A 19,831-nucleotide genomic window follows, 5' to 3' on the forward strand; every position below is an offset into this window, starting at 1 on the left:
CACTAATAGCGCTTAGCAACGTACTATCATACGTGTTCTTTGTAACGGTAGACATCCGTCCGGGCTTACTTACTTTCAGCCTCGGCTCCTCGGAGATGATTTTCAAATAACGTCTGCCCACCGGCTTTCAGCAATATACCGGCTCTCTGGAGAACAGTTCACTATTTTACTCTTTCTCGTCTTCAGATTTGTATACTTTATTAAAAGTTATTTTATGCCATTTGACAACTAATTGTCAACTAATTCAAAATATATGCTTATCCTTATCCCCTATTCTTATACAATTACTTTTCAAATTCTCGCAATGCTGCTAAATTTTCATCATCCTCAATAAGTTCAGCAAAGAATCCCGATTCATCCTCACGAAGGACAATTTCAAGCTCTTCCTTCGCCTCTTCATTTCTATTTAACTGTGCTAAATAACAAGCACGATCATATCTTGCTAACAAATCACTTGCATCCATTGTTAATACTTCATTTGCTATTTTTTCTGCCTTTAGTGTTTGGCCGGCACCATGATATGAAGACGCTAAAGAAAGGAGAATTGCTGTTTCATTTGGATGATGTATAGAAGCATTTTCTAATACATGAATTGCCTCTTCAAACCTTTCTTGACTTTGATACATTTCTCCTAAAGCAAGAAATGCTCTACTTACGAACGGTGTTTGCTCCGTTAATTGTAAGGTAATCTTTTCTGCTTTTCTTTCTTCCCCTGCTTTAAAGAATACTTGTGCTTGCAGAAGAAGAGTATCATAATCATCTGGTAGTTCTCGAACCATTTGCTTCGTTAATTCCAAAGCATCTCTTAACATATCTTCTTCCTCGCACTCAACGAAAAGATTTACAAGTTGCTTCGCTACTTCATAATCCCATCTATTTTCTAGTGACGTGTGCAGAATCTCTATTGCTTCTTTATTCATCTCTACATTCTCATAAAATAGCGCAAATCGCTGTGCTGCCATACTATTTTTCGGATTTAACTTTAAAGAGATTTCATATAAATCAATTATCATAGTAACCATTGAAATTTCTTTGGCACGATTTTTCATACGATAAAAAGCTCTCGTAATGATAGATCGTTTTGGTTGTTCATGCAGCTGGCGTTCAATCCATATTTCCGTAACCGCAGCTGCAGCATACATGAATGCTGCACTTCTTTCTGCTTTTTTCACCTTTAACGTATGAAGAAAATCTCGTATATTAGACAATTTTTTATGCTGCTCTACTGCTTTTACATAAACATCAAATATACGTTCATTATCAAAATCTTTTTGTATTACTTTCATTGCAACTTCAATTGCTTTTACATTTCTTTTTTTCACTAATACTTTTGCATAATGATATAGAACTTCTATATGCTCACCATCTAATTGTAGCGCGTATTCAATCTGTTCTTGTTCTTTATCTATTTCATTCATCGCTCCGTACACATATGCAATCGCATCTAAACGCCATATTTCAGGTACTTCTTCCTCTAATTGTTCTAGTTCCGTCAGCAATTCTTCCTGAAGATTCATATCTACTGAAAGCTGTGCCAAATATTCCATATTAATATGCAACGGCTCTTCCTTCATCGCCTGAACCATATGACTTTGTTCTTTAGAACGGTTTTCTTCTTTTTCGTATATTTCCGCAAGCTGTAAATGTACACCTACGAAATTCCCATCAAGCTCTAAACATGTTTCATACGCTTGTTTTGCTTCCGTCAATTGCCCTAATGCCATAAGTGTTTCACCAATTCGGTAATACGGTAATGCCGTTTCCTTTTGTTCTATCGCCTTATTATATCTTTTCATCGCTTGGCCGTACTGTCCAATAGATTCATATAAAATACCTGCATAACAACCGTACTCACTTACTTCATTACTTTCTTTGTGTAACGTTCTTAAAAACGCTATACCTCGTTGTACAAATTCCGTTCCTTTAATTCGATTCACATATTCATCTAACGCACTTGCTACATTATAATCGCTTTTCTTTATACCATTTTCTAACTTAGATAGCGCTACTTTAAACCCTTCTTCATTTCCACCAAGTTCAAGTTCAGCATCCCATAAAACCATTCCTGCATTCATGAGGAAATCTTGGCTCTTTTCAATTTGCTTCTCAAGACCAAGAATGTATTCTTTTGCTTCCTTGTATTGTTCTCTTGCCATATACACTTGTGTAAGTCCGAAGTGAGAATAAACATCCTCATCGTTTTCTTCTAAAGCACGCTTATACAATACTTCTGCTTCTTCCAAGCTATCATTTTGAAAATGATAGTCACCTAATTTTACGTAAAGAGGTGCTTTATCATCACAATTCTCAATACCGTTTAATAAAATTTCTTTCGTACTTTCCTCATCCTTCAAATCAGATTCGTATATTTCCGAAAGTTTCGTATAAATGTAAGGTGCATTACTATCCAAATGAATCGCTACTTTAAGCCCTTTTATTGCTAAATATAATTTTCCTAGTTGATGTGCACATCTCGCTCGTTCATACCATACATGTGCTTCATATTTATACTCTTTTAACAAGTCATTAAAGATTTCATATGCTTCTTCATATCTTTCTAAATCTATTAATATTAAACCGTGATTCGTTAAAGTGAACCTTTCAGGACTGCGCTCTAACGCAACTTGAGAGTATTGCAATGCTTTTTCAGATTGATCAATATACATATAGGATAAAGCGAGAAAACTCCAAGCAATAGGCTGATCTGCGTCTAATTGTAACGATGAACGAAAGCTTGAAATCGCTTCTATATAACTTTCCTGCTCAAAAGCATATCTTCCGTTTATTAAATGATATAAAGCACGATTATTTTTCCTCTCAACGCTTGTCAGCATTTGCTCCGCTTTCTCTACTTCTTGAAGACGAATAAAACACTGTGCACCATGCAATTTAACAAAGTCCGAGTTCGGAAACTCTTCCATTAACTTATCGATACAATATAAAATAAATTCTTTATCTACTTCAACATCTAAGTGCTTTATCGTATATAACCACGTATTTGGATTATCACTCGTTTCTTTTAAAAATTGTACTAAGTCACTAATTCCCTCTTTGTCATGTTCATCTAAATGATCCGTAAGAGAAAAAATAGATTTAAAATAACGATTTTCTTCCTCACTTAGAAACGCTAGTTGCGCCTTCTTTTCTTTCGGAACAAACGTGATTGCTAAACAGCCTGTATAACGATATTTTTCTTGTAATTTACTATATTCTACAAGAACTGGTTCTATAAAGTTTGGATCTTGAACATAGAAAGCTTGCAATGTATCATCATATCCAGATAGGACTTGTACGTGTGAAGCATGCTCAATATCTATACTTAATAAAACAGGAATTCCTTCGTCAATCAGTCTCTTATAATTCTCTTCATTCCCTTTAAAATAACGATATTCATAACCTAATTCTTCTAAATAAGAAACAGTATCTGAAAACTTCGATCCTGTCATATCAAAAATAAACTCTGCTATTTCATCTTGTGTACGTGTCTCTCCCCATATACGCAACATCATCTCTAAACTTGTCGGAACACAATAATTATCCTTTTGTACAATAGGAACTATCGGCAAGTGAACCTTTTTTCCATCCGGATTTTTTTCTAAATTATGATATAAAGATTCTTTTAAACTCTTTTCTTTTTTTAATAGCTTTTGTAAATCTGCAAATTTATTCATTTTGTACAGCGCTTCTGCACGTAAATGTACAAAGTAAGTGTTATAAGCATGATATGGCAGCTGAGTATTTATGTTATCTATTACCGCTAACATCTCTTCATATTGCTCTAAATCTAATAAATACTTTACCTTCTCAAAATGAAAATATGGTACTTGTGGGAACTTTACAATCGCATCATCAATTAACTGTATCGCACGTTTTTGTTCTCCTTTATTCGCATACAATTGTGATAATAAATAGGTAGATAACTCTTCACAATCTTCATGCTGCATGCCAGCAATAAATTGTTCTTCCGCTTTCTCCCATTCGCCTGTGTGCATATAAACGTAGCCCCATTTATCAAACACTACGCGCGTACTGTACTCCTCTGCTTTTTGCATATACATTAGCGCTTCTTCATTTCTTTTCATTTCTAAAAGACATCGTACTAACGTAAAATATGTTTTCGCTAAAAAATCTGCATCTATTTCTTCTTTATTACTCTCTTCTAAAGTTTCTTTTAACAGCTGCTCTGCTTCAAGAATTTTTCGCTCATCAATTAGCTCATCACAATATAAAGAGAGCGTTCTCATATTTGGGAATTTTTTATAAGCGTAGCGAATGAGGAATGAACTGTATTGGTGCATAAGCCCTTCATCAGTAAGGCGAATTAATATGTCAAACTCCTTATGCGAAGGAATATTAGCAAGCCAATTCTTCACATAGGATAAAGTATTCGTTTCTTTTATATATGCAATTTCATTATTTATTTCCTGTAATCCGTCTACAAATCTCTTATCTTTCAAACACGCTTCTAACTGCTTAAAATCTAGCATGCATTCACCTCGAATTTATATTTAAACTGCTACTTGCTTAGATTTTACACACCATATAGTATGTATTCAACTAAAATCTCTTATAATGGATGATATTAATTAATATTATTCAAATTCATAACAAAATATAGTAAAAATGATTGTTTTTCTCCATATGTTGTTTAATTATATAGAATAACGTAACATGCAGTTTTAATCTTGTAGAAGCTGAAATTAGTACATAAAATTATATCGGCGATAATTCAAATATATCAGCGATTCTTTCATTTTATCGGCGATTTTCAAATTATATCGACCGATTCTTAACATTTATCAGCGATTATATGTCGAATATCGACTTATCGACATTAAACGACAATCCTTATATATCATATCTTTTAACATACTATATCACCAAATGTAATTTTCATATTCGGAGCGTACACTAAAGAAGAATGCACATGAAATATTTTAAAAAATCGTAGTTCAGCTTCATATTGAGCTAGCGCATTATCATATGTTAATCCTCTGTCTATTAAACGTTTTATAAATTGCTGCTTATCACCCGGATTACCTGCAATCCCCTCTTCTTTTAATGAATGATACAAACTTTGTTTATCATTATGGTGGATATTAGAATCTAAAAAGTTCACTTTATCACTTACTCTACACTCAATATTTTTCACACCTAATTCACTTAAATACATCGGTATTTTCATACCAATATTTCCATCTTTTCCACTCCTCTGCGTGTCACTTTCAAATAAATTCTGCAAAATGCCTAGCTGGATAATTTCCGATTGGTTCTCTCCATCCAAAGTGTATGAAGACATATTTGATATCCAATGTGGTTCAAAACAGATTATTTTCCCGCCACTTTTAACTGAATGAATCATTTTTTGTAGCATCGTTTTTGGTGAACTCATATGTAATAAGAAGGCATGACAAATTGCTATATCGTATGTATCGTTCAATTCAATTTCTATAGCATCTCCCTCCAGAAATTCTGACTCGTACGGAAGTGAACGAAACAACTCTCTCGCTTCAGCTAATAATGTTTCTCCACTATCAATGCCTGTATACTTTGATCCTTCTGGAAGTAAAGGCATTAATAATAAGCCTAAATAACCATATCCACAACCATAATCAACAACATGGACTGGCTCAGAAATCTTCCAAACTGAATTCACTAGAAAACTTACATAATCGCTATTGTAATATAAATCTCTCGTATTTTTTAAATACGCTAGTTTACTGTTCCAATCGTATGTTTCCAACCTCTAACGCCTCCTTTTATATACACCCCTTACAATTCTCCATTTAACAAAACATTCCTACATTTTTAACAATTACCCAAGAAATTGGTTTTAATAAGGTGAGATTACTGCTTACATGACTCCTATACCAAATAAAAAGGCATACATATCTGTAATGATACATACACCTTTTATGCTACATCTCCTCAGGAGTCTCCACCCCAAGTAAACGTAATCCTTCTTTTAATACAACCGTCACAGCATAAACCAATGCGAGTCTGCTGTCTTTTTCTTCACTCTCTTCTAATATACGAACATTACCGTAATATTTATTGAACGATTGTGCTACATCTAATACATATTTCGAAATAATCGATGGCTCATTTTTATTGAAAGCTGCTTCAATTACTTGTGGGAATTTGTTTAGTAATTTTACGACACTCCAGCTATGATCGTCTTTTAAAGCAAACGTACATGTTTCAAATTCTACACTTTCTTTTCTTAAAATAGAGCAAGCACGTGCATGTGTGTACTGTACGTACGGGCCTGTTTCTCCTTCAAATTTCAGCATGTTTTCTAATGAGAATTCAATATTGTGCATACGCTCATTTTTTAAATCGTGGAAGATGATTGCACCAACACCGACTTGCTTTGCTACTACTTCTTTTTGTTTTAAGTTTGGATTTTTCTCTTCAATATTTTGTTTTGCAAGTTCGATTGCTTCTTCGAGTACTTCTTCAAGTAAAATAACTCTTCCTTTACGTGTTGACATTTTCTTACCATCTTTTAAAATGAAGCCAAACGGTACGTGTTCCATACCATCAACCCAAGTATAGCCAAGTTTTTTTAATACGGTGAAAAATTGATTGAAATGTAAGCTTTGTTCTGGACCAACAACATATAGCGCTTTATCAAACCCATAAGTGTTTTGACGATATAAAGCTGCCGTTAAGTCACGCGTTGCATAAATCGTCGCACCATCTGATTTTCTAATTAAGCAAGGCGGCATTCCTTCTTCTTCTAAATTAACGACTAATGCGCCTTCTGATTCTTCCAGTAAGTCGTGCTCTTCTAAAATCCCAATAAAGTCTTCCATTTTATCATTATAGAAAGCTTCGCCTTGAAAATTAGTAAATTCCACACCGAGAAGTTCATAAATACGAGAAAATTCTTTTAATGATTCGTGACGGAACCAATTCCAAAGTTCAACTGCTTCTTCATCGCCTTCTTCTAGCTTTTTAAACCAAGCACGTCCTTCTTCTTCTAATTCATCATTCTCTTTTACTTCTACATGAAACTGAACATATAACTTAAATAGCTCACGTATTGGATCCTCTTTCACCACTGCTTCATTTCCCCATTTTTTATAAGCCGTAATTAACTTTCCAAACTGTGTTCCCCAATCTCCTATATAATTAATCCCTACAACTTCATAGCCACATTTTTCAGCGATATGTTTCAGCGAATTTCCTATCATTGTAGAACGTAAATGCCCCATCGAAAAAGGTTTCGCGATATTAGGAGAGGAATAATCAATTACTACTGTTTTTTCACAGCCAAAGTGGTTTTGACCGAACTCTTCTTTCTCCGCTAAAACTGTTTTTAATACTGCATCACTTACAGTTTCACGATTGAAAAATACATTTACATAAGGACCAACGGCTTCTACTTTCGTAAAAAACGGATCATTTAATTTCTCAGCAACTTCCTTTGCGATAAGAGCTGGTGCTTTTTTATATTGCTTCGCTAATGAAAAACATGGGAACGCTGCATCTCCAAATTCATCTTGTTTCGGTGTTTCAATTAAATCTAAAATTTGTTTTTGCGTTAATTCATTCGTGAAAATATTAGATAAACTTTCCGCAAACTGCATTTTATAATCCATGATACAACCTCCTTATTTTTTAAAACACAAAAAACTCGTCTCTAAAAAAGAGACGAGTTTGAACCCGTGGTACCACCCTTGTTGTTCGTTACGAACCACTTTCCCGTTTATAACGAGGACAGGGGGCCTCGGCTTTCTCTACTATTCGTTCAAGAAGCATCTCCGAAGTGCGCTTCATCTTTTTCTTCCGTACTAGGCTCACACCATCCCTAGCTCGCTTTCCTTCTAAAAAAGACTACTCTCTTCATCACAGACAGTATATTTAATTAATTATTGCTTATTATACATCTTTTCAAACAATTAGCAAGGGTCAATTACACCAAAGTGAAACTTAGCACTTTTTCTTTTGTATACATGAAAATTGTGTTTTTCAAATCTAGAACTACGAAAATGATCTTTTAAAACGACACGTTTTCTCGCCACTCGTTTTGCCTCCGCAATTGTTTCGTCAGTAATATCATGATACAAAGCGAAGTGTTTTAATCCTTTAATTCCGTCAGATTCTATGACAGTTTCTTCAAACATCGGATCAAGGTAAACGACATCATAACTATTGTCTTCACATTGCGCTAAAAATGAAAAATGCTCCGTTTGCTTTACTTGGATTCTTTGCATTGCTTCATCAATTTCAGAAACAGATGAAGACCATGTTTTCAAACCATTTCTCATGATATAAGCCATATATTCATTGCCTTCAAGTCCTGTTACTTTTCCACTTTCACCAACAACATAACTAGCTACAATACTATCTGATGCCATCCCGAGCGTACAATCTAACACTGTCATTCCGCTCTCTAATTTAGCAGCTTGTACAAACGGATCGTGTTCTCCACGCATTAACCTTTTCACACGAAACATCGCTGAGTTCGGATGAAAGAAAAATGATTCTTCCGTACCTTTCGGATAAATAGCTAATCGGTTCTTTCCTACGACAAGTATATCTTGTTCATACTGCTCATGTAATTTATGCACTGGTATATCATTACGTAAAATGAAAGAACGATTTAATTCTTCTGCTACCTTTTTTGCATATGCTGTCATTTCTTTGTTTGTTCTTCCTGCTGTTGTTACTATCATTGTTTCACCTCTATATAAAGAAAAGAGGGAGATTTACTCTCCCCCTTCTTTAGCAATTCTTTTCGAAAGCTTGCTCTAAGTTCGTAATAATTTCGTCCATAGTTGCACCTTCAATTTCATGACGGTGAATGAAGTGAACAACTTCTTTTCCTTTTAATAATGCCATAGATGGTGAAGATGGAGGAATTTCTCCGAAATATTCACGCATTTTTGCAGTAGCATCTTTATCTTGACCTGCGAATACAGTTACAAGATGATCAGGTTGTTTTTCAGCACGAACAACCGCTTGACCTGCTGATGGACGTGCTAAACCAGCTGCACAACCACAAACAGAGTTTACAACTACTAAAGTTGTACCTGATGTATTTTCCATAAATTCTGTTACAGCTTCTTCTGTAGTTAACTCTTCAAACCCAGAACGCACTAACTCTTGGCGCATTGGGATTACCATTTGGCGCATGTATTCTTCATAAGCATTTGACATCTTGTAATCTCTCCTTCAACTTTCATTCCAAATTCATCATATCACGCTCTATTAATAGGTGCAAAAGAAAGATAACGATGATTTCATTTTTTTGTAGGGATTTCACAAACCCCACCGCGGCAATGTCCCACTGGAACAAGTTTTCTATTATTAGCGATATAATCGTATACTTTACTTCCAAAACCAAGTACGATAGATAGCTTTATAAAAGGAACTGCAAACCAATAAGATGGAACGGCCTTTGCTAATACATCTATGCTCTGAATGCCGTCATACCACTTATTATTTTTAAAAATATACAGTCTTTGTTCCATTTTACTTTGTAGTTCTTGAGAAAGCTTATATTTCTCAACTACATCTTCATTTCGAAATGAAACAAATTTCATCTTACCCTTTTTATCTAATTTTTTCGTACGTTCTGCAACGGCCGTACACATCGGACACCAACTATCATAGAAAACAATCATACATTATTCCCCTTTACGAGACTCCGTCATTTGTTTCCATACAGAACCTTTTGCTTCTTCTCCGCCTTCAATACGCTCTAATGCTAGACGTGCTTGCATCGCTACTTCAAACTCTGAATCATCTTGCGCTACTTTTAATGCTGGAATCGCACTTTCATCTCCAAGTTCAAATAAGAACATCGCTGCACGCCAGCGTACTAATTTACTTGGATCTTTCAGAGATTTAATCATAACGAACATCGCTGCCGGATCACCTACATCTGATAAACAATCTCCTGCAGTACGACGAACACTTACAGAGCGATCTAACAACGCTTTATATAATAACGGTAATACTTCATCACCTTTTACCATACCTAAATACGCTGTTGCTAAACGGCGTATTGAAACTTTTTCATCATCTAACGCCATCTTCAACACTGGAATATCTTCTTCAGTAGGATCCATTTGTTCTAATGCTGCAAAACGGTTTTTCCAGTCAGAATCTTTCATCATCTCTTCTGTTACTTTATATGGCTCACGCTTTTGAATCGTTACTTCAACAGCACCTGCTTGATTTAATAATTCTTTAACCGTTTCATTTACACGTTCTTCTGAATAAGCAGCAACAATCTCTTCTACTACTTCTTTCCCGATTTCTTCAAAATTACCGTAACGTGTACTTTGTTCTACCCATTTACGCTCTTTTACAACGTTTGGTGCAGACATTTGTACTTTCATAATTGATTCTTTGAAACGATCTGGTAAGCCAACGCGTTCTTCCGATGTTCCATCTGTTAACTTTACTTGCATTGGAATTGTAAAGAACATTTGAACAAACACTTTCACTTCTCCAAAATGAGACAGTTGTTGTTCTTCACTTTCTTCCACTACTTCTTCGCCAAAAACAGCACGAACTTGTTGTAATAATACTTTCCAGTCATACTTTGCATTTCGCTCGACTGCTAAAAAGTCAGCTACATGATACACACCTTTAATGCCTTCAATTTTCAAAATTTCTTGCACTTGCATTGGTGCTTGTTCTTTATTTTCATTTGTATAATTATTACGCGCTCCTGATGGTAATACTTCATTCAAAATAACTTTCATTGTATTTGGACTTGGCGTCGGTTCAATTGCTTTAATCTTCACGTAAAAAACTCTCCTTTATTGCGTGTTCTTAGCTGTATTGTAACATGTTATCACTCTATACTCCTACTCGGATGCTTAATTTTACTACTTTCTTCCCGCTACCATACTATTTCATTCTTTTTACATTTCAAATTAGGAATGAGGTTTTAAAAGCTTTCGTTTCCGATGCTTTTTATTTTTTATCCATTTCTTGAGGTACCGCCAGTATTAAAAAAAAACACACGCTAAGCAAAAAAATATAATAAGCTGTCCATATAGACAGCTTATTTACATATTTTTCGTTCTCGGAAGTTGATCTTGTAGCGCTCTTTCTCGTAATTCACTATGTTTTCCAAAGAAAATAGTGAAAGACAAGGCGATGAATACATTTGCAAAATGACAAAACTGTAAGAATACACGAGTATTTGTAAGAAAGTTCGATGTTTTCCTTTTTCTTTTTTTATTATAGTGAAAAAGAAGAACGAAATATTCTCTTATGTAGGAAAGGAAGATAATAATGATTGATTTATTAAATAAATGGATGTTAGAAAGTACAGGAAATTTCAATATCGTTGTAGGACTTACAGCACTTCTATTTTTGGGTTCAGTAATTACACTTATTATTATTTACAAAAAAATTGGTAAACCAGATGAAAGAACAACTCCTATTCATTTTAAAATTATTTCTTGTATGTTTACTACTCAAATTCTAATGAATTGCATATTTATTTCTTTAGTTGGTAAAGATATTGAGAATTCCCGTCAAATCTTTATATTATTTGAAGCCTTTGTATTCTTCGTTGGAGCTATTTATTCGTTTAAATTATATAGACAAGAATTTAAATAATTCACTTGCAAGAAACAATAAAAAGGGGGATTCCTTACTCTCAGAAAGGATCCCCTTTTTTATTTTCTATCACTCGATTCTTCTTTTTATACATTCCTATCCTCGCATGGGTTTTACGGTTCTCGATTGTTACTGGATTAGCCGAAAAACGTAATAAAATTTTGTATACTCTTTACTTGTTTTCCAAAAAAAGCTGGCGGTACTCCTTCTTTAAGTTTATTAAAATACTTTCCACAATTTTTTCCGTAGCTATTACTTAAAATCACCTTTTATTACGATGCCCCTTCCCGCCTTCTCTCCAAAAAGGTAATACTCTCAATCACAACTTCAGTTCTATATATTCTCTTGCCTTGTTCATCATCGTAATTACTCGTCTGAATACGCCCTGTAATCCCAACAAGTGATCCCTTCTTACAATATTCAGTTACATTCTCAGCCGATTTTCGCCATATCACACAATTAATAAAATCGACTTGTTGTTCACCTAAACTATTTCGAAATCCTCTATTCACCGCAATACATATTCTTGCATAAGCAACGCCTTGTTTTGTGTAGTATAATTCTGGCTCCTTTGTCAATCTACCGATTAATACAACTCTATTCATCATAAGTTATACCACCTCACATATTTTTCTCCATTGTAAGGAGAAATGGATGAATGGTAAAAAGCACAAAATGATGTATCCGTAAGTAAAAAGTATTAATTTAGACCTTACAAAACAAAAAAAGAAACCATACATAGTTCAAACATGTATGGTTTCAAAATTCATTACACTTCAGTACAAGATATGTAATATCCTCCGCGAGCCATCTTTATTTCAGCACGGTACATTACATTTTCTAAGTAAAAAGTAATCGGTTTAACTTTACTCTCAAATTTTAGTCTTTCATTGCATTCAGTTGCATATCCTTCAATCGCTGAAGTAATAACTTCAGATGATGGATACGTTAAAGCTTCATCTAGTTCTATGAAAAAACTTTTAGAAAATAGTTTTTTCATAATCCCCTTCTTCCCTTTCATCATATTCCATCTCCTTCAATTCAAGTTGATAACATCCATATTATACCATACGTTCAATATATCTTTGAAAATAAAAAAAACCTGCATTTTTCATGCAGGATTTTTTTATTAGTCATTTTTCGTAAAGTAAGAAACGAAACGAAGAATTTCTAAGTATAACCAAACTAATGTAAGCATTAGTCCCATTGCAGTGTACCACTCCATATATTTCGGAGCTTGACTACGTACACCATTTTCGATTAAATCGAAATCTAGTAATAAGTTTAATGCAGCAACTACAATAACAACTGCACTAATAATAATACCGATTGTACCACCTTGGTGAATGTATGGAACAGTTACACCAAACATATTTAGTAGGAATACGACTAAATACATAACCAGAATTCCGAGTGTTGCTGCCATAACGCCTGTACGGAATTTATCCGTTACTTTTACTACGCGTGTTGCATATAACACTAACATTGCAAATAGAATTGAGATTGTTAGTAATACAGCATTTAAAACGATAGAATCGCCAAATTTCATTGTATAAACTGCTGAAATACTTCCTAACACAACCCCTTCTACCGCTGCATAGATTGGTGCACCAAAAGGTGAAATACGCGGGAAGAACATAGACGCAAATGCGATGATTGCCGCAACGATTAAAGCACCAATTAATACTGGCATCTTCATCGTCCCCTGCATCATCTGTATGTATGAATAGACAGACGTTGCAAGTAGCAAGATAAGCATAATGAACGTTTTGCCTACTGTTCCGCCAATCGTCATCGCAGAAGCACTTGCTCCCTCTTTACGGAATGCCTCTTTTTTCAACATTGGATTAGATGTTCTCATTTTTTCCCTCCTAAAATAGGTTCTACCAATAGTGTAAAGTTTTTCTCTTTACTTTTCAATATATGCAGCTTGTTTTTATTTTAATCCTTCAACGATGTCTGATAGTTCACTCCATCTTTCCATCTTTTTTTCTAGCTCTTCTTCTGTTTTCTGCTGTGCTTCAGATAATTCTTGTGCCTTTGTGAAGTCAGATCCAACTTTCGCAAGTTCTTCTCCAATTGACTCAATTTTTTCTTCAAGTTCGGCAATTGTATCTTCAATCGTTTCCCATTCACGCTGCTCATTGTATGAAAGTTTACGTTTACGTTGTTGTTTTGGAGCTTCTTCTACTACTTTTTTCTCTTTTTGAACTTCCGCTTTCTCCATAAGTTCTCTCGTTTTTTCCATTTCTAAATAATCTGTATAACTACCTAGGAACTCACGCACTTCGCCTCCGCCAGTAAAGATGAACAGTTCATCTACTACTTTATCTAAGAAGTAACGGTCATGCGATACAGTTAAAACGACACCTGGGAAATCTTCTAAATAATCTTCTAGTACTGTTAATGTTTGTGTATCTAGATCATTCGTAGGTTCATCAAGTAAAAGTACGTTTGGTTCTCCCATTAAAATACGTAATAAATATAAACGTCTTCTTTCACCACCAGATAGTTTACCAAGCGGTGTACCATGTGAATGAGTCGGGAATAAGAAACGTTCTAACATTTGAGATGCACCAATTACTTTTCCATCTGTTGTATGAATAACTTCTGCAATCTCTTTAATGTATTCAATCATACGCTGATTTAAATTCATCTCTTCATTTTCTTGCGTATAATAAGCAACTTTTACAGTTTGCCCAACTTCAATTTCACCACTATCAGGAGATAACTTACCTGCAAGCATATTTAATAGCGAAGATTTCCCGCTTCCATTCGCTCCAATAATTCCGATGCGATCGCCTGGTTTCACGATATGATTAAAGTTGTTTAATACCGTTTTATCACCAAATTTTTTCGTCACATCTTTTAACTCAAGTACTTTTTTCCCAAGACGGCTACCGCTAAGTGCAATATCAACTGACTGTTTTGCAGCTGGCCCTTCTTGGCCCTTTAGCTCATCAAATCGTTGAATACGTGCCTTTTGCTTTGTTGAACGGGCTTTTGCACCGCGGCGGATCCATGCTAGTTCGCGGCGATATAAGTTTTGACGTTTTGATTCTTGCGCAATTTCTTGTTCTTCACGAAGTGCTTTCGCTTCTAAAAACGTACTGTAATTCCCTTCATAACTATACAGTTTTCCATTATCTAATTCGAAAATACGATTCGTCACACGATCTAAGAAATAACGATCATGGGTTACAAGTAATACTGCGCCATTATATCGAGCTAAATATTCCTCTAACCATTCCACTGTCTCATGATCAAGATGGTTCGTAGGCTCATCTAAAATTAATAGATCCGGTGTTTCAATAAAACATTGCGCCATCGCAATACGTTTTTTCTGTCCACCAGATAAATTTCCAACAGTTGCAGTGAAGTCCGTAATTCCTAATTTCGTTAAAAGAGATTTCGCATTTGCATTTGCTTCCCATGCACTCATTGCATCCATACGTTGCTGCACTGCAAATAATTGTTCCTGTACTTTTTCATTACTTGGATCTTTTTCGATATGTAATAGCGCCTTTTCATACTCACGAAGAAGACGAATTAAAGGAGTATCACCATGGAAGACTTGCTCTAGCACTGTTAGTTGTTCATCAAACTCTGGTTGCTGTGATAAATAACTAATTGTATACCCACGAGAATGAGTCATATCACCTGTATCAGGAATTTCTGCCCCTGCAATAATTTTTAATAACGTCGATTTACCAGTTCCGTTTACACCGATAATTCCGGCACGGTGTCCTTCTGCAATACTAAATGATAATCCATCAAATAACGGTTTTTCTCCATATGATTTTGATAAGTTTTCCACAGTTAACATTTTCATATTTGTGCATTCCACTCTTTCATAAATTGTTCAATAAACTGTTCCATATAACGATGACGAACTTCCGCCTCTTGTTTTGCTGCGTTCGTGTTCATTAAGTCTTTTAATTTCAAAAGTTTTTCATAAAAATGATTTAAAGATGGATCGTTATTTTTTCTATATTCATCTTTCGTCATCACTTCACGCGGAGGAATAGTTGGATCATACATTAATCTCCCTTTCGCTCCACCATACGCAAATGTGCGAGCTATTCCAATTGCTCCAAGGGCGTCTAAGCGATCCGCATCTTGAACAAGCTTCCCTTCAAGTGAATCCACTTTACCGCCATGACCACCTTTATAAGACATATTGGCGATAATATGAAGAACATGTTTACTTTCCTCTTCTTCCACATGTAACTCTTCTAACCAATCAGAAACTTTTTTCATTCCTTCTTCTTCACTTTCATTTAACTTCTCATCTGCCACATCGTGAAGTAATGCTGCCATTTCAATTATAAAACGATTTCCCCCTTCTTGCTCGGATAAAGAAATCGCCAGTTTATGTACGCGTTCAATATGATACCAATCATGCCCACTCGCATCTTTTTCTAAAATATGTTTTACAAAAGTAATTGTTTTTTGAATCTTTTCTTGTTTTGTCATTTTATCTTCACCCAGTTACTTATTGTAACACGCCCGCATTTTTTCATCACATATTTTCTTGTCCGCCCATACACTGAGTGGTAAGCATCATCATGAAGGAGGAATAAATATGTTCTATAATAATCAACCGCCTTATCCAAGGCAACCATTTTACCCTCAACAACAAGAACAAAGATACACAGAACAATACGAAGAACAAGAGTTACAACAGCAAGAACAACAATATGACGAAAACCCATATGCAACAACGCAAAATCAAGAAACTGAATTTCAACAAAATCCATATGAAACACGTCCAAATTATGAATATCCTCAAAATCCATATGCGGTACCACAAAACCAAGAACAACCATATCAGCAAAATCCATATGCAGCACCACAAAACCAAGAACAACCATATCAACAAAATCCATATGCAGCACCACAAAACCAAGAACAACCATATCAACAAAATCCATATGTAGCACCACAAAACCAAGAACAACCATATCAACAAAATCCATATGCAGCACCACAAAACCCATACACAACTCAACCACAACAACCGCAATACCAACAACAAATGTATCAACCAAACTACGACGCACGTGTCTCACCACCTAAACCACCAACAATAGATCCAACGCAGCCACAAATTTTACCGCCAGGACCAACATTAGACATTACACAACCACAAATCTTACCACCTGGACCAATTACTGAACCAACACAACAACAAATTCAACAAGTTGTCGGTACACAGTTTTTACCTTTCAAGAAACCCGTACTAGATTTCGTAAAACCATGGGTAGATTACGGTTTAAATGAAGCAAAACATACATCACACGAACACGCATTAACAGAAGTTGCTGCGATTATGTTTTTAGTTGGTAAAGGCTTCAATCCGACGATTGCTCATTATATCGTAGAATCTTGGGAGAAGAATGAACAGTTTTAGGGTTGTTTATTTTATGTTCAGAAAAACTATAAAAGCGTCGCAAATGCCTGTTATACAAGCATTTGCGACGCTTTTTATTTGTTATATTATATTCTACTTCAAAAGGGTATTTCATATTTTTTCACATGTTTTTATATTATTTATGAGCAAATAATAACCTTTTAATTAAACTGTATTAGATCCCCTTGATAAATAAACATTCCCCTTCCATTTGTTGAACTTTTGTTCTAAATATATCCTCTTAATTCATCAAGTTTTAAAGTGCGCTAAAAACGTTGATTTATCAAGCTTTTATAAAAATGATATTTCATAGTGATTCATCACTTTTTATATTTTGTGGGTAAATTGCGGGTGGGGTTGTGGGTGCCCCCACAAAATATAAAACTAAATGAATTAGGCCTGTTTTATTTTTCCATCTGTTCTTTCCTATATCAAAGGCATTATCTAAAAGATAATTTAAAATATCGTAGCAAAAAAGATGACTCAGTAGAGTGGGCTTTGAATTTATTCATATGATTAAAATTATCCTCTTAAAGTCCCTTAATACAGTAATACGAATTTTCTATATTTACATTTTTTTCTTCTTGTCTCATAATTTTAATCGGGAGAGTGAGGAAGAAAATGGTTCAAATAAAAATTACACCTGAAGAACTAGAACAAGTTGCAAAACGGGCTAATGATACTAAGCATGCATTAGAATCCATACATAATAATTTGTGCAATCAAATTGATTACATGTGTTTTCAAAAGAAACTACACCTAGTAAAGTACCTGAAAAATCTTTCTTAGGAAAAGTTTGGGCTGGTATAGTAGATGGTGCGGGAGATGCTGTAGGAGATACAATCGACGGTATAAAGGCATTAGGTGACTGGGAAACTTGGAAAGGTATGGGCTACACTGTTACCCATTTAGATGAAGCTTTACCTGCTATGTGGGATGCGTTATCAGATTCTTTTAAGAAAGATGTGATAAATGGAGATGCAGAAACCCGCGCAAGATAGGGATCGTATGCTTTAACACAAATTGGATTAGGTCTTATTGGGGATAAAGGAGTCAGTAAAGCTGCAAAGCTAGCGCAAGGTGCTAAATTCTCTCAAGGTATCTCAAAAGCTGGACAAATATTGAGCAAAGGCGATAATTTGGCTTTCTCAGGTGGTAGTAATGGTATAAACTCCACATTTGACAATGCTTTATTTAAACAAGCTAAGGAGGAACTATCAACCTATCAGTTTGCTAAAGGTGAAAATACTACTACTGTGAAACCTGGTGATAGCAGTTCACTTGTCCCCGGAGGAGGCCTAGCTGCACACGAGGCTAGAGGTGGACATTTACTAGAAAGGCATGTAGGAAAAACGGATGAAGAACTATTGCAAAGATTAGAAAGTGATACTAGAATAACAGGTGCATCCACCTTTACAGATAGAGCGACAGCTGAAAATATAGCTAACAACGTTTTAAATAACCCTAGAAACCAAGAACTTATTCAAAACTGGTTAAATAATTCACGTAATAATCGGCCCTTAGCCTTACCCTATAGTGGTAATGAAATAATTGGTAGAGGAATTCAAAGAGGTTCTACGACAATTGAGGAAATGACCAATGCTAAAATTATTTTAAAGAAAGATGCAAACGGAAAATTTATTTTAACTGGCTATCCAAATTAATAAATAGGAGGATAAATATGTTATTAAAACACAATCCAGAAGATGAAATTTATCAATTCCTAGCAGGAAACTTTCATCAAGATTCTTTCTATGAAGAGGTAATTCAAGAACTAATAGAAGAGGAAAATAAAGAATATATACAAGATGCTATTATTTTCTTAACTAAATTTATTCAAAGTGATTACAGTAAGGAAGAAAAAAATAGATATATAAAAGAAGCTGCAGATGGAATATATTTTGAGGGATTAAAAGTAACACCTTTAGAATGGTTAGAACACACCGTTGATTTATTAAAAAAAGGATAAAAAATACAATGTATGAAAATGTTAACAAATCAAAATATGAAATGTCTGTAAACTTAAAAAAATGTTAAGTTAATTGAAGAAAAAAAAAACTATATAGGGATTTACACTAGATAGCGATAATTAATTACAACAAATAAAAGCAGAACCTTATGAGAGTTCTGCTTTTATAATTTTCATTTTGCATACACATAAGCAGGATTAGCAGTTACATAGTATGCTTTGCTTTTACTGTTGTGAACTTTGTATTGATACGAACCATTCACAATTACTTTTAAGACCTTTTCTTTCTAGGGCCTACAATTAATTTAATCGCTGTTCTTTCTTCATTATTGATAGAAATCTCTTGAAACGCTGGAACAAAAGCTAAGTCAATACCACTTGGAGCGACGAACCCTCTTGCAATCGCAATTGCTTTAATCGCTTGATTTATAGCTCCAGCCCCAATCGCTTGAATTTCCACATTACCACTTGTTCTTAGTACACCCGCTATTGCACCCGCGACTGAATTTGGGCTTGATTTTGAAGATACCTTTAATATATTTTCCATGTAAGTTGCTCCCTCTATTATTTAATCTCTCTTTCGTTACAATTTTAAATATTTTAGCGTATCTTTAATTACTATTCACACCAAAAACAAACGATGCTTCATATGTACATTTATTCTATATTTTCTGACTTCTTCCTGCCCAGCTACACAAATAAAATAAAAAAATAAACTAAATAATCTAATATACATACGATTAAATATCCTAACTTCACCAAACGATAACATCCATACAGCAAAAGATAATATTACTGTTTGTCAGACGAAATTAATATAGTAAAGTGAAACTTTAATGAGTGGGGGTTTTGTTCAT

General features: G+C 34.6%; 17 protein-coding genes, 3 pseudogenes and 2 other annotated features (1 of these 22 running past the window's edge). Of the genes and pseudogenes, 5 read left to right on the forward strand and 15 right to left on the reverse strand.

The features are described 5' to 3' along the window. Positions 1-192, reverse strand: a binding site (T-box leader); it reaches 49 nt to the left of the window's first position. 92 nt (positions 193-284) lie between these two features. From ACS2FK_RS19635 to ACS2FK_RS19670, 8 genes and pseudogenes are all read right to left on the reverse strand, one after another. Further along, positions 285-4,487: a bacteriocin-processing peptidase family protein gene (locus ACS2FK_RS19635; protein WP_063547142.1), complete on the reverse strand. Its 4,203-nt coding sequence runs from the start codon at positions 4,485-4,487 to the stop codon at positions 285-287. A 377-nt stretch (positions 4,488-4,864) separates the two neighbouring features. Continuing rightward, entirely contained in the window at positions 4,865-5,743 is an 879-nt protein-coding gene (locus ACS2FK_RS19640; RefSeq protein WP_000451279.1) for a class I SAM-dependent methyltransferase, read from the reverse strand. Between the two features lie 175 nt (positions 5,744-5,918). Continuing rightward, a complete protein-coding gene (gene argS / locus ACS2FK_RS19645; protein ID WP_063547141.1) occupies positions 5,919-7,607 on the reverse strand; it encodes an arginine--tRNA ligase in 1,689 nt (562 codons plus the stop codon). A 45-nt stretch (positions 7,608-7,652) separates the two neighbouring features. Further along, positions 7,653-7,867 (reverse strand) — a binding site (T-box leader). A 40-nt stretch (positions 7,868-7,907) separates the two neighbouring features. Next, positions 7,908-8,684: a class I SAM-dependent methyltransferase gene (locus tag ACS2FK_RS19650; RefSeq protein ID WP_063547140.1), complete on the reverse strand. Its 777-nt coding sequence runs from the start codon at positions 8,682-8,684 to the stop codon at positions 7,908-7,910. Between the two features lie 49 nt (positions 8,685-8,733). Then, positions 8,734-9,168 carry a BrxA/BrxB family bacilliredoxin gene (locus tag ACS2FK_RS19655; protein WP_000063706.1) on the reverse strand — a complete coding sequence of 145 codons (435 nt, stop codon included), beginning with the start codon at positions 9,166-9,168 and terminating at the stop codon, positions 8,734-8,736. An 83-nt stretch (positions 9,169-9,251) separates the two neighbouring features. After that, positions 9,252-9,635 (reverse strand): thiol-disulfide oxidoreductase DCC family protein, encoded by a 384-nt coding sequence (locus ACS2FK_RS19660; RefSeq protein WP_000634891.1) that lies wholly within the window; start codon positions 9,633-9,635, stop codon positions 9,252-9,254. 3 nt (positions 9,636-9,638) lie between these two features. Continuing rightward, positions 9,639-10,766: a conserved virulence factor C family protein gene (locus tag ACS2FK_RS19665; RefSeq protein ID WP_063547139.1), complete on the reverse strand. Its 1,128-nt coding sequence runs from the start codon at positions 10,764-10,766 to the stop codon at positions 9,639-9,641. 282 nt (positions 10,767-11,048) lie between these two features. Beyond that, positions 11,049-11,123 (reverse strand): annotated as a pseudogene (locus tag ACS2FK_RS19670) (transposase); the annotation flags it as partial. Positions 11,124-11,262: 139 nt separating this feature from the next. On the opposite strand from ACS2FK_RS19670, the gene ACS2FK_RS19675 reads away from it, so the two are divergent. After that, a complete protein-coding gene (locus ACS2FK_RS19675; protein ID WP_000566293.1) occupies positions 11,263-11,592 on the forward strand; it encodes a hypothetical protein in 330 nt (109 codons plus the stop codon). A 272-nt stretch (positions 11,593-11,864) separates the two neighbouring features. On the opposite strand, the gene ACS2FK_RS19680 is transcribed toward ACS2FK_RS19675, so the two are convergent. The 5 genes from ACS2FK_RS19680 to ACS2FK_RS19700 form a co-directional block, all read right to left on the reverse strand. Continuing rightward, on the reverse strand, positions 11,865-12,200 hold the full coding sequence (locus tag ACS2FK_RS19680; protein WP_063547138.1) for a single-stranded DNA-binding protein: 336 nt from the start codon (positions 12,198-12,200) through the stop codon (positions 11,865-11,867). A 161-nt stretch (positions 12,201-12,361) separates the two neighbouring features. Next, positions 12,362-12,616 carry a DUF4318 domain-containing protein gene (locus ACS2FK_RS19685; protein ID WP_053564643.1) on the reverse strand — a complete coding sequence of 85 codons (255 nt, stop codon included), beginning with the start codon at positions 12,614-12,616 and terminating at the stop codon, positions 12,362-12,364. 105 nt (positions 12,617-12,721) lie between these two features. Next, on the reverse strand, positions 12,722-13,453 hold the full coding sequence (locus ACS2FK_RS19690; protein WP_023521797.1) for a Bax inhibitor-1/YccA family protein: 732 nt from the start codon (positions 13,451-13,453) through the stop codon (positions 12,722-12,724). 75 nt (positions 13,454-13,528) lie between these two features. Then, complete coding sequence (locus ACS2FK_RS19695; RefSeq protein ID WP_000783191.1) at positions 13,529-15,424, reverse strand: ABC-F family ATP-binding cassette domain-containing protein; 1,896 nt, start codon at positions 15,422-15,424, stop codon at positions 13,529-13,531. Further along, entirely contained in the window at positions 15,421-16,068 is a 648-nt protein-coding gene (locus ACS2FK_RS19700; protein WP_000165961.1) for an HD domain-containing protein, read from the reverse strand. Before ACS2FK_RS19700 ends, ACS2FK_RS19695 begins: the two co-directional genes overlap by 4 nt. Positions 16,069-16,177: 109 nt before the next feature. Here ACS2FK_RS19700 and ACS2FK_RS19705 point away from each other — a divergent pair, with 109 nt between their 5' ends. The 4 genes and pseudogenes from ACS2FK_RS19705 (at position 16,178) to ACS2FK_RS19720 (ending at position 18,974) form a co-directional block, all read left to right on the forward strand. Continuing rightward, a complete protein-coding gene (locus ACS2FK_RS19705; protein WP_000499697.1) occupies positions 16,178-17,005 on the forward strand; it encodes a hypothetical protein in 828 nt (275 codons plus the stop codon). A gap of 621 nt (positions 17,006-17,626) precedes the next feature. Further along, positions 17,627-18,264 (forward strand): annotated as a pseudogene (locus tag ACS2FK_RS19710) (WXG100 family type VII secretion target); the annotation flags it as partial. Continuing rightward, positions 18,262-18,669: an RNase A-like domain-containing protein gene (locus tag ACS2FK_RS19715; protein ID WP_230387350.1), complete on the forward strand. Its 408-nt coding sequence runs from the start codon at positions 18,262-18,264 to the stop codon at positions 18,667-18,669. The pseudogene ACS2FK_RS19710 and the gene ACS2FK_RS19715, both read left to right, overlap by 3 nt. Before the next feature lie 17 nt (positions 18,670-18,686). Beyond that, positions 18,687-18,974 carry a contact-dependent growth inhibition system immunity protein gene (locus ACS2FK_RS19720; RefSeq protein ID WP_000924765.1) on the forward strand — a complete coding sequence of 96 codons (288 nt, stop codon included), beginning with the start codon at positions 18,687-18,689 and terminating at the stop codon, positions 18,972-18,974. A gap of 173 nt (positions 18,975-19,147) precedes the next feature. Here the strand turns inward: ACS2FK_RS19720 and ACS2FK_RS19725 are convergent. After that, a pseudogene (locus tag ACS2FK_RS19725) lies at positions 19,148-19,249 on the reverse strand (N-acetylmuramoyl-L-alanine amidase); the annotation flags it as partial. After that, positions 19,246-19,521 (reverse strand): stage V sporulation protein S, encoded by a 276-nt coding sequence (locus tag ACS2FK_RS19730; protein WP_000427801.1) that lies wholly within the window; start codon positions 19,519-19,521, stop codon positions 19,246-19,248. The pseudogene ACS2FK_RS19725 and the gene ACS2FK_RS19730, both read right to left, overlap by 4 nt. Positions 19,522-19,831 lie beyond the last annotated feature (310 nt).

This window comes from Bacillus cereus group sp. BceL220 (assembly GCF_051776965.1).
Classification (GTDB): domain Bacteria; phylum Bacillota; class Bacilli; order Bacillales; family Bacillaceae_G; genus Bacillus_A; species Bacillus_A cereus.

Bases quoted from the DNA above. Each gene is read 5' to 3' on its own strand.
- ACS2FK_RS19660 (WP_000634891.1), bottom strand. From the start codon at position 9,635: ATGATTGTTTTCTATGATAGTTGGTGTCCGATGTGTACGGCCGTTGCA.
- ACS2FK_RS19730 (WP_000427801.1), bottom strand. From the start codon at position 19,521: ATGGAAAATATATTAAAGGTATCTTCAAAATCAAGCCCAAATTCAGTC.
- ACS2FK_RS19700 (WP_000165961.1), bottom strand. From the start codon at position 16,068: ATGACAAAACAAGAAAAGATTCAAAAAACAATTACTTTTGTAAAACAT.
- ACS2FK_RS19685 (WP_053564643.1), bottom strand. From the start codon at position 12,616: ATGATGAAAGGGAAGAAGGGGATTATGAAAAAACTATTTTCTAAAAGT.
- ACS2FK_RS19720 (WP_000924765.1), top strand. From the start codon at position 18,687: ATGTTATTAAAACACAATCCAGAAGATGAAATTTATCAATTCCTAGCA.
- ACS2FK_RS19695 (WP_000783191.1), bottom strand. From the start codon at position 15,424: ATGAAAATGTTAACTGTGGAAAACTTATCAAAATCATATGGAGAAAAA.
- argS (WP_063547141.1), bottom strand. From the start codon at position 7,607: ATGGATTATAAAATGCAGTTTGCGGAAAGTTTATCTAATATTTTCACG.
- ACS2FK_RS19680 (WP_063547138.1), bottom strand. From the start codon at position 12,200: ATGATGAATAGAGTTGTATTAATCGGTAGATTGACAAAGGAGCCAGAA.
- ACS2FK_RS19690 (WP_023521797.1), bottom strand. From the start codon at position 13,453: ATGAGAACATCTAATCCAATGTTGAAAAAAGAGGCATTCCGTAAAGAG.
- ACS2FK_RS19635 (WP_063547142.1), bottom strand. From the start codon at position 4,487: ATGCTAGATTTTAAGCAGTTAGAAGCGTGTTTGAAAGATAAGAGATTT.
- ACS2FK_RS19655 (WP_000063706.1), bottom strand. From the start codon at position 9,168: ATGTCAAATGCTTATGAAGAATACATGCGCCAAATGGTAATCCCAATG.
- ACS2FK_RS19650 (WP_063547140.1), bottom strand. From the start codon at position 8,684: ATGATAGTAACAACAGCAGGAAGAACAAACAAAGAAATGACAGCATAT.
- ACS2FK_RS19675 (WP_000566293.1), top strand. From the start codon at position 11,263: ATGATTGATTTATTAAATAAATGGATGTTAGAAAGTACAGGAAATTTC.
- ACS2FK_RS19705 (WP_000499697.1), top strand. From the start codon at position 16,178: ATGTTCTATAATAATCAACCGCCTTATCCAAGGCAACCATTTTACCCT.